This window comes from Streptomyces sp. NPDC059524 (assembly GCF_042749255.1).
In the GTDB taxonomy this organism is placed as follows: domain Bacteria; phylum Actinomycetota; class Actinomycetes; order Streptomycetales; family Streptomycetaceae; genus Streptomyces; species Streptomyces xanthii.
Window position 1 is genome coordinate 1 of sequence record NZ_JBHYTK010000137.1, and the last position, 9,058, is coordinate 9,058.

Consider the following 9,058-nt stretch of genomic DNA (forward strand, 5'->3'; position numbering starts at 1 on the left):
CCTGATCACCGAGCGGATGCCGATGCCGCTCTTCATCTGGTCGAACGCCTCGTTGATGTGCTTCAGGCCGATCACGCCCGTCACCAGGGAGTCGAGGTCGATGCGGTGGTTCATGTAGTGGTCGATCAGCAGAGGGAAGTCGGAATCGGGCTTGCTGGAGCCGTAGTTCGAGCCGATGAGCGAAAGCTCCTGATCGGACATGACGAAGGGGTCGATGGAGATCCGCACGCCGTCCGCCACCTGCCCGGCGACCACCGCGGTGCCGCCGCGAGCCAGGGCACCGTAGGCGGCCTCAATGGTGCGTGGCAGCCCGATGGCCTCGATGGCGATCTCCACACCGCGTCCGTCGGTGAGTTGACGCACCCGGTCGGCGAAGTCCTCCCGGCCGTTGTTGATCACGTCGGTCGCACCGAAGACACGGGCCTGTTCCAGCTTCTCGTCGGAGAGGTCCGCGGCGATGATCTTCCGCGCGCCGGCGAGACGCGCGCCCTGGATCGCGTTCAGACCGACGCCGCCGCAACCGAGCACCAGAACGGTGTCGCTCGGGCGCACCTTGGCGGTGTTGATCGCCGCGCCGACGCCGGTCGTGACAGCGCATCCGACCAGAGCCGCCTGTTCGAACGGGGCGTCGTTGCGGACGGCGATCGCGGCCGATTCGGGCACGAGAGTGAACTCGCCGAACGTTCCCAGGCCCGCGAAACTGAAGACGTCCTCGTCGCTCACCGACGTGATCCGGGTACGGCCGTCGAAGGACAGGTGGTTCGCCGAGTGGCGGCTGACCATGTCGCACAGGACCGGCCGGCCGCTGACGCAGTAGTGACAGCGGCGGCAGGACGGGGTCCAGGACAGCACGACGTGATCGCCCCGCTTCAGCGTCGTGACACCTTCGCCGACGCTCTCGACGATCCCGGAGCCCTCATGGCCGAGGATCATCGGCGTGGGCACCTCCCACTCGCCCGCGAGGACGTGCAGGTCGCTGTGGCACACCCCGCTCGCTTTGAGGCGTACGAGCACCTCGCCGGGCGGAGGTGTCGAGGGCAGAGTCACCCTTTCGACGGTCAGGGGTTCGTCCGGTGTCCTGAAGACGGCGGCGTCGAATTCGATGGTCATGGCGGGCTTCCTTCCGTGCGGTGCGGCGGTCACGTCCGAGCGGTGCGGATGAGCTTCTTGTTGGCGAACTCGTCGATTCCCGCCCGGCCCAGTTCGCGACCGAAACCGGACCGCTTGACACCGCCGAAGGGCAGCTCCGCGCCTTCGAGGCCGACGCCGTTGACGAAGACCATGCCTGCCTCGATCCGGTCGGCGACGCGCAGCGCCTGCTCGGCGTCCGTCGAGAACACGTAGGAGCCCAGCCCGTACGGAGTCGCGTTCGCCAACTCGACCGCCTCGTCCTCCGATCCGACGCGGTAGACGGTCGCGACGGGACCGAAGAGTTCCTCGGCTGCCGACGGCGACGTCGGCGAGACGCCCGTCAGGACGCCCGGCGGGAAGTACGCCCCTTCGCGCTGTCGTGCAGATACGAAGGTCGCCCCCTCCTCGACGGCCCGCGCGACCTGCTCCTCGACGTACTCGGCGGCGCCGACCGAGGACAGCGGCGCCAGACCGTCGGTCAGGGCGAGCACCTTCTCGGTGAACCTGTCGAGGAAGGCGTCGTACAGGTCGGCGGCGACGATGATGCGCTTCCCGGCGTTGCACGCCTGCCCGGTGTTCTCGAACCGGGTCTCGACCGCCGCCTGCACCGTGGCGTCCAGGTCGTGCGTCGACAGCACGACGACGGGGTCCGAGCCGCCCAGTTCGAGCACCACCTTCTTGAGGCTGCGCCCGGCCTTCTCGGCGACCTCCGCGCCGGCCCGCTCCGAGCCGGTGAAGGAGACGCCCTGCACGCGGGGGTCCGCGATGGCGCGGGCGATCTGCTCGCCGGTGGCGTAGACGTTGACGTAGCAGCCCTGGGGGAAGCCCGCGTCCGTGAACAACTGCTGGAGCGCCGCGGACGACTCCGGGCACTGCGACGCGTGCTTGAGGACGATGGTGTTGCCCAGCGCGAGATTGGGAGCGGCGAATCGAGCCACCTGGTAGTACGGGTAGTTCCAGGGCATGATCCCCAGCAGCACGCCGACCGGCTGACGGCGGACGAAAGCGGTGCCCTCGCCCTCCAGGAGCTCGATCGGTTCGTCGGCCAGGAACTTCTCCGCGTTGTCGGCGTAGTACTGGTAGATCGAGGCGCTGAACTCGACCTCCGCGACGGCCTCGTCCACCGGCTTGCCCATCTCCCGGTGGATGATCTCGGCAAGCTGCCCGCTGCGCTCGCGGTGCAGGGTGGCGACGGTGCTCAACAGCTTGGCGCGCTCGGCCACGGAGGTCTGCCGCGCCCCGTGCCTATAGGCGTGCGCCGCCGCGTCGAGCGCCGCATCGACGGCCTCGTCCGTCGCGGTGGGGTACTCCGCGACCAGCTTGCCGTCCGCGGGGTCCACGACCGCGTACCGGTGACTCTTCGCCATACTGACTCCCTTTTCGTGTACCGGGTTCACGCGAGGGTTCGGCTCGCGTGCGTGGGGTTCGCGGCCGAGGCCGCGTTGTGGTTGTGCAGCGCGCGGTAGGCGCGGAAGTAGACGAATCCCTGGGTGCCCCAGGTCGTCAGTGCGGCGGTGTAGAAGATCGTGCGGCTCGCGTCGTCGAACGGCAGGGGGAAGAAGTCGTAGGTGATCGCGATGGTGGTCCCGGCGGCGGTGACCAGTGCCGTCCAGATCGCCGGCCACCTCGCACCCGCGGTCCAGAGCTGCTTGACGAAGTACCCGAGGAAGACCGCCGTGACGAGGTTGACGGCGACGTAGAACACGGCGACCGCGAACGCGACGGGGTCGGTGTGCGGATCCGCGTCGTGGAAGTGCCGCAGGACCAGGCCGGCCGCGATCGCCACGGCGAACACACCGATGTCGACGCCGAGGCTCGGCTTGTACCGATGGGTGACCTTCATCAGGCCCATCACCAGGATGAGCGTGATGCCGACCGACCTGGAGAACGCGTCGAAGAAGTACGCCACGTCGTACAGGACGCTGTCGCTGTCGCCGCCCAGCAGCGACCACAGCAGGAAGTTGCTGCCCGACGTCGCGACGACCATCCACTCGAGACCGAGAAGGTGGTTGCCGTACCGCCGGATGAATCGCCATCCGTAGAAGTAGCCGGCGAAGATCATCCACAGGTCGGCCAGCAGGAACAGGATCTCTTTCATCGCAGCGCCTCCGCTCGGACGTCGCCGGACAGGAGGGCGGCGACACGCTCGGCGGCGCGCTGACCCGTCAGCACCGCGCCGTTCATGGTGCCGGCCCACTCGCCGGCGGTCTCCGTGCCGGCCCAGTGGACGAGCCCATGAGGCTCGGCGAGGGCTTTGCCGAAGCTGTAGGTCGCGTACGGGGCGACCGCGGGGTTGGGGCCACCCGGGGCGAACGGCTCCGCACCCCAGCAGTGGTCCATGTAGTCGATCGGGGAAAGGGCCCGGGGACCGTAGAGATCGGCGAGCTGCTCGACCACCCGGTCGCGTCGCGCCTCGAGGCTGAAGGCGTCGAAGACGCGCGGATCGCAGAAGGCCATCAGCACGCCCGGCCCGCCGGCGGCCGGTGACACGTCGAAGGTGATGAACACCGTCCCGGTGTCGGTCACCGCCTCGCCGGAACATCCGTCGGCCCGCCAGAACGGCGTCTCGTAGGCCACGAACGCCTTGCTCAGGACGCCCATGCGCCAGGCCCGCGCGAGCCCATCGGCCCGCTCGGGCAGCGCGGGATCGAACTCGATGGCGGCGCGGTGCGCCGGCGCGGCCGTGACGATCGCGTACCGGGCGCGGATCTCGCCGGAGTCGGTGCGCACGGTGACGCCGCTCTTGTCGTCCTGCGTGATGCGGCGCACCGGTGTGTCCAGGCGTACGCGGTCGCCCAGCCGTTCCGCGACCCGCTTGGCGATCTCCTGGGTGGTCTCGACGATCCGGTCCTGCTGCTGTCCGCCGTCGACGTCCAGCATGTGGTCGAGCCCGCCCGCCGAACGGATGTAGCGCAGGGCGTGCAGGAGGGAGACGTCTCCCGGGGTGCAGCCCCACTGCACCTTGCTGATGACCGTCATCAGCGCACGGGTGGAGGGCAGGGCGTTCTTGCGGTCGAGCCACTCGCCGAAGGAGACGGCGTCGAGCCGGGAGGCTCCCGGCGTCTCCCACGCGGCGTTCACGTCGATGGTCGCGACCAGCTTGTTCACGGCCGCCTGCATGCGGGCCATGTCCACGAGGGCCGCGGGGGAGACCTTGGGGATGGTGCCGCTGTAGGTGCGGCGCCTGCCCGCCATCCACAGGACGTTGCGCCCCTGGGCGAACTGGTCGGTCGTGGTACAGCCGACTCGGCTCGCGAGGTCCCGGACGGCGGTGTGGCGCCGCGCCACCCACGTCGCCCCGAGGTCGACCTTCACGCCGGCCACCTCGCCGGACAGCGACCTGCCGCCGACCCGGTCGCGGCCCTCCAGGACCAGGACGGACCGGCCCGTGCTCACCAGCCGCTCGGCGGCGCTCAGACCGGCGAAGCCCGCACCGACAACCACCACGTCGACCTCGGTGCCGGGCTCACGAGATCCGGACATGGCTACCTCCTTCGCCGACGCGGGCGGCGTGCTGCGCGATGTACTCGGTCACGGGGCCGACGAGGGCCCGGGGGATGTGGTGGCCCATGCCGGGGATGACCACGTGCTGGGCCGAACGGATCGCCTGGACGGTCGCGGCGCCGCCGCTCGGGGCGACCAGCAGGTCCCGGTCGCCGTTGATGACCAGCGTCGGGGCCGTGATCCTGCCCAGCTGGGCGGTGCGGTCCCCCGAGCGCTGGATCGCCTGGACCTGCCGGGCCACTCCGGCGGCCGGGTCCCCGGCGCTGCGGTCCCAGCCGCGGGCTGCGACGGCCGCTTCCTCCGCGTCGTCGATGGGATATCCCGTTCCCGCGATGTGTCGGGTGAGCCGCAGGTGGGCCCGGACCGCCGCGGTTCTGGTCCTCGCCGGCGAGGCGGCGAGCAGCCGCATCGTCGACAGCGCGGGCTGGCCCACCTTCTTCGACCCGGTGGTCGAGTAGATGGACGTCAGCGACAGGACGCGGTCGGGCGCCGCGGCCGCGACCGTCTGCGCGATCATCCCGCCCATCGACCGCCCCACCACGTGCATCCGCGCGATACCGAGACAGTCGAGTGCGCCGACGGCGTCCTGGGCCATGTCGGCCAGCGTGTACGCGTCGCCGCGAGGGCGTGCGGCGATCTGGCGCCAGAGTGCGGGAGGCGGAGTGGCGACGAACGTGGACTGTCCGACGTCACGGTTGTCGATCGCGACGACCCGGAAGCCGCGGGCGACGAGCGAGTCGAAGAACAAGTCGGTCCAGAAGGTGAGGTCCTCGCCCAGTCCCGCGATGAGCAGGATGGCCGGGTCGGCCTTGTCACCGAGGTCCCGGAAGCAGATCGTCGTCCCGGACGGCAGGACCGCGAACTGGTCGGCGCCCTCGGCACCGTTCGTCTCAGACACGGGTCGCCCTCCTCCCACCGGACCGGTGCGCGGCCGCCCGGCCGGCGCCGAACTCGAGGTGCTCGTCCGCCACCGGGCCGCGCAGCGCCTTGGCGTCCTCGGGGTAGGACATCGCCATCCGCCAGGGCTTCTCGAGTCCCTGCTTGGGAAGCACCTTCTCGCCGCGCCTGGCGTAGCCGGCCTTGAGGTCCATGACCGGCCGGAGCTCCGTGCCGGATTGCGCGACCGGGACCACCCGGTCGTAGCCGTGCGCGTCCATGTGCCGGACCAGGTCGATGAAGTAACGGCACATCAGGCTCACCTTGAGCGTCCACGACGAGGTGGTGTAACCGATGGCCATCGCCCAGTTGGGGATTCCGCTCAGCAGCATGCCGCGGTAACAGACCGAGTCGGCGATGTCGATCTCGCGGCCGTCGACCACGATGGGCATGCCGTCGAAGAGCTGGAGGTTCAGCCCTGTCGCGGTGACGATGACATCGGCCTCCAGCTCCTCACCCGAACTCAGCACGATGCCGCGCTTGCTGAACCGGGTGATCGTGTCGGTGGCGACGGACGCCGAGCCGTTCCTGATCGCGTCGAAGAAGTCGCCGTCGGGCGCCAGACACAGCCGCTGGTCCCACGGGTCGTACGGCGGGTTGAAGTGCTTGTCGACGTCGAAGCCCTTGGGGAGCCGCTTGGCGTTCTCGTGCCGGATGAGCGCCCGTCCGGCCCTGGGGAACTTCCGCAGGCCCTTCACGACGGCGTGTTCGGTCCAGATGTTCTTGAACCGCGTCACGGCGTACCCGCGCTCTTCTCCGAGCAGCTTCGTGAGCGCCAGGGCGACCTTGTCGACCCGGGGGAGCGCCATGACGTACGTCGGGGTCCGCTGGAGCATGGTGACGTGCCGGGCGGCGCCTTCCCCGGTGGTCATGGCGGGCACCAGCGTGATCGCGGTCGCGCCGCTGCCGATGACGACGACCCTCTTGCCGCTGTAGTCCAGATCCTCCGGCCAGTGCTGGGGATGGACGATGGTGCCTTCGAAGTCCTCGCGTCCCGGGAACTCCGGGGAGAACCCCTGGTCGTACTTGTAATAGCCGGTGGCGGCGAACACCCATCCCGCGCGGATCTTCTTGGTCCGGGTCTCTCCCGTGGCGGCGTCCGGCGCCTGGACCGTGAGCGTCCACCGCGAGTCGGCCGAGGACCATTCGGCCCCGACGACCCGGTGCTGGAGCCTGATGAGGCGCTCCAGGCCGTTCTCCTCGACCGTCTCGCGGAGATAGTCCCGGATCAGCGGCGCATCGGCGATCGCGGCCTTGTGCCGCCAGGGCTTGAACGCGTAGCCGAACGTGTGGAGATCCGAGTCCGAGCGGATGCCCGGGTAGCGGAAGAGGTCCCATGTGCCACCGATGTCGTCGCGGCCCTCGAGCACGAGCAGGGACTTGCCGGGGAGGTCTCGGCTGAAGTAGCTGGCCGCACCGATGCCGGAGATTCCCGCTCCGATGATGACCACGTCGAACTCCTCGACGGCGTCGAGCACGTCAGTTGTCATGGCGTTTCCTCGCTGTTCCCGGGGTGGTGATCTCACTGTCGCCAGCGAGGGCCACGGGCGGGAACGGCAGCGTGCACCTGCCTGCACCGGGCCCGGTGCACGGTGCACAAGCCGGCCCGGCGGCGCCGCCCTCGGACGGTCGCCGCAGCGGAGCGGCGCCGCGACCGCACCATTGCGCCGCCCTCGCGGGCGTGATAAAAGTCTGCGGTGTTTAGTGAGACTAAACACCTCGCTCCGATGGTGGTCTCACCGTCGGGCGACCCTGCCGATCGGCCTGCCGCCGACCGCGCCGTGCGGGCAACTCCCGCGGATCTGAACCCGGTTGCCCGTTCGGGCTCTCAGGGCGGCAGATGCGGTGGCCTCGGGCAACGCCCACCTCCACCGACAGAACGCCTACGTCGGCGTCGACACCGGCAACGCCGTCGAGAGGTGTGCCGACGTCAGCTCTCCATGGTGGCTGTGGGCGTTCGTCTCGCTGGGCGTCATCGCGTTCCTCGGCCATCGCGACATCGAGCTGAGTGCCAAGGTGCTCGGGCTCGACATGACGCAGCTTCTTCTGATTACCAGTCAGTTCGCGTGCGTGCTGGCCTTTCACAACGTCGTGACGCGCTACCGGTTCTCCCTGTCCCGGGCCGGCGCCCTGCCGGCGCCGCTCGGCGTGGTGCACCCCCGGCACCGTGCGCCGTCGACATGCTCGGCTGTCGTCTCGGCGGTCGCGTTCGTCGTGACACTCGTTGTCGTGGCCCTCGGTCTCGACCCGCTCGCGGACGTCTACGCCTGGTCCTCCGGCGCCGCCACGCTCGGCACCGTTGTGATGATGGCCGCCACCGGCCTCGCGGTGATCGGCTTCTTCCGGCGCGCCGGAGGAGTGGCGGCCGGTATGGGGGACGGTCGTGGCTCCGGCCATGGCCTTCGCCCGCCTGGCCGGTGTGGTCTGCCTGGCGATCGGCAACTTCCCGGTCCTCGTCGGCACCACCGAGGGCGCCTGGGTGATCGGCGGCTTCGTCGCCCTCTCGGCCGTGGCCGGCTCGGTGCAGGCCCTCGTCCTCCGGGCTCGGTGACCGGCCGTCTACGAGCGTCTCGATGCGGGGAAGAGCCCTGAACGAGCCGGGGGCGCCTTGGCCCGTCGCCTGCCGCGAGCGACGCTAGGACGGTTCTCGCGTGGTACGGAGCAGAGGCGGCGACAGGACCCACAGGACCTCGCTCACCGTCGTACCCGGATTGTCGAACTGGTGAAGCGTCCGGCCGGAGAACGAGGTGGACACGCCGGCGGACAGCATCCGCGTCTCGCCCCCGACGATCAGCCGGGTCGAGCCACTCACCCCCATGGCGAAGATCGTGGTGCTGTCCAGCCGGTAGGGGCCACCCGTGCCGCCACCCGGTTCGATCACCGAACGAAAGACTTGAAAGGCGGTGGTGTCGGCGGGAGTGAGCAGGAACTCGGTCACTCCCGCACCGCCCATGTCGATCCGGCTTCCGCCCTCCACGACCTGATCGACGGGGTGGGCGAACAGGTCGCCGACCCCGATCCGCAGGACATCGCAGACGCGCAACAGTGTCGGGACGGACACGCTGGTGAGCCCGCGCTCCAACTGGCTCAGAAAGCCCTTGGTGACCTCCGCCCGGTGCGCGACCTCCGTCAACGACAGCCCCCGGCTGAGCCTGATCCTCCTCAACTGGGCGCCGGCGGACGCTTCCAGGGCAGCGGAGCCCTTCGGTGTTCCGTCCGCCGGGGTGCCGTCATCGATGGCCATGGTCTGCTCACCGCCCGTCCCGAGGCCGTGGGCCTGCCGGGTGACAGACCGACTCGGACGAGCCCTCTCCGTGGCACGAGGCTAAGGCATGCCCTTCATGGGCGGGAGATGCCCCTGAAGGAGGGGCGGCGGTGTCGAATCTCTTGTGGCACCGCCGCCCGCGTGGTAAACCTGCCGCCGGTTTAGTGGAGCTAAACGCAACGCACTCCTGGAGGCCCGCGGGGGGGGGGGGGGGGTGGGGGG

8 protein-coding genes are annotated in these 9,058 nt (G+C 69.8%); 1 reads left to right on the forward strand and 7 read right to left on the reverse strand.

Annotation, left to right across the window (positions count from 1 at the left end):
- The 6 genes from ACFW9D_RS29710 to ACFW9D_RS29735 form a co-directional block, all read right to left on the reverse strand.
- On the reverse strand, nucleotides 1–1,110 hold a 1,110-nt coding region (locus tag ACFW9D_RS29710), incomplete at its 3' end, for a Zn-dependent alcohol dehydrogenase (protein WP_384626886.1).
- 29 nt (nucleotides 1,111–1,139) lie between these two features.
- Nucleotides 1,140–2,498 carry an NAD-dependent succinate-semialdehyde dehydrogenase gene (locus ACFW9D_RS29715; RefSeq protein ID WP_384626889.1) on the reverse strand — a complete coding sequence of 453 codons (1,359 nt, stop codon included), beginning with the start codon at nucleotides 2,496–2,498 and terminating at the stop codon, nucleotides 1,140–1,142.
- A gap of 26 nt (nucleotides 2,499–2,524) precedes the next feature.
- Nucleotides 2,525–3,229, reverse strand: coding sequence for a transporter (locus ACFW9D_RS29720; RefSeq protein WP_384626892.1), 705 nt, complete (start codon nucleotides 3,227–3,229; stop codon nucleotides 2,525–2,527).
- Entirely contained in the window at nucleotides 3,226–4,614 is a 1,389-nt protein-coding gene (locus tag ACFW9D_RS29725; protein ID WP_384626895.1) for a flavin monoamine oxidase family protein, read from the reverse strand. The genes ACFW9D_RS29720 and ACFW9D_RS29725 overlap by 4 nt, the downstream gene beginning before the upstream one ends.
- Nucleotides 4,598–5,533, reverse strand: a complete 936-nt coding sequence (locus tag ACFW9D_RS29730; protein WP_384626898.1) for an alpha/beta fold hydrolase — start codon at nucleotides 5,531–5,533, stop codon at nucleotides 4,598–4,600. Before ACFW9D_RS29730 ends, ACFW9D_RS29725 begins: the two co-directional genes overlap by 17 nt.
- Nucleotides 5,526–7,061 (reverse strand): flavin-containing monooxygenase, encoded by a 1,536-nt coding sequence (locus ACFW9D_RS29735; protein WP_384626901.1) that lies wholly within the window; start codon nucleotides 7,059–7,061, stop codon nucleotides 5,526–5,528. Before ACFW9D_RS29735 ends, ACFW9D_RS29730 begins: the two co-directional genes overlap by 8 nt.
- A gap of 893 nt (nucleotides 7,062–7,954) precedes the next feature.
- On the opposite strand from ACFW9D_RS29735, the gene ACFW9D_RS29740 reads away from it, so the two are divergent.
- The gene (locus ACFW9D_RS29740) at nucleotides 7,955–8,122 is read left to right on the forward strand and encodes a hypothetical protein (RefSeq protein WP_384626904.1); all 168 of its coding nucleotides are present in this window, start codon (nucleotides 7,955–7,957) and stop codon (nucleotides 8,120–8,122) included.
- 84 nt (nucleotides 8,123–8,206) lie between these two features.
- On the opposite strand, the gene ACFW9D_RS29745 is transcribed toward ACFW9D_RS29740, so the two are convergent.
- On the reverse strand, nucleotides 8,207–8,815 hold the full coding sequence (locus ACFW9D_RS29745; protein WP_384626907.1) for a helix-turn-helix domain-containing protein: 609 nt from the start codon (nucleotides 8,813–8,815) through the stop codon (nucleotides 8,207–8,209).
- Between the last annotated feature and the right edge of the window lie 243 nt (nucleotides 8,816–9,058).

Coding starts and splice junctions, on each gene's coding strand:
- ACFW9D_RS29715 (WP_384626889.1), bottom strand. CDS start 2,498: ATGGCGAAGAGTCACCGGTACGCGGTCGTGGACCCCGCGGACGGCAAG.
- ACFW9D_RS29745 (WP_384626907.1), bottom strand. CDS start 8,815: ATGGCCATCGATGACGGCACCCCGGCGGACGGAACACCGAAGGGCTCC.
- ACFW9D_RS29720 (WP_384626892.1), bottom strand. CDS start 3,229: ATGAAAGAGATCCTGTTCCTGCTGGCCGACCTGTGGATGATCTTCGCC.
- ACFW9D_RS29735 (WP_384626901.1), bottom strand. CDS start 7,061: ATGACAACTGACGTGCTCGACGCCGTCGAGGAGTTCGACGTGGTCATC.
- ACFW9D_RS29725 (WP_384626895.1), bottom strand. CDS start 4,614: ATGTCCGGATCTCGTGAGCCCGGCACCGAGGTCGACGTGGTGGTTGTC.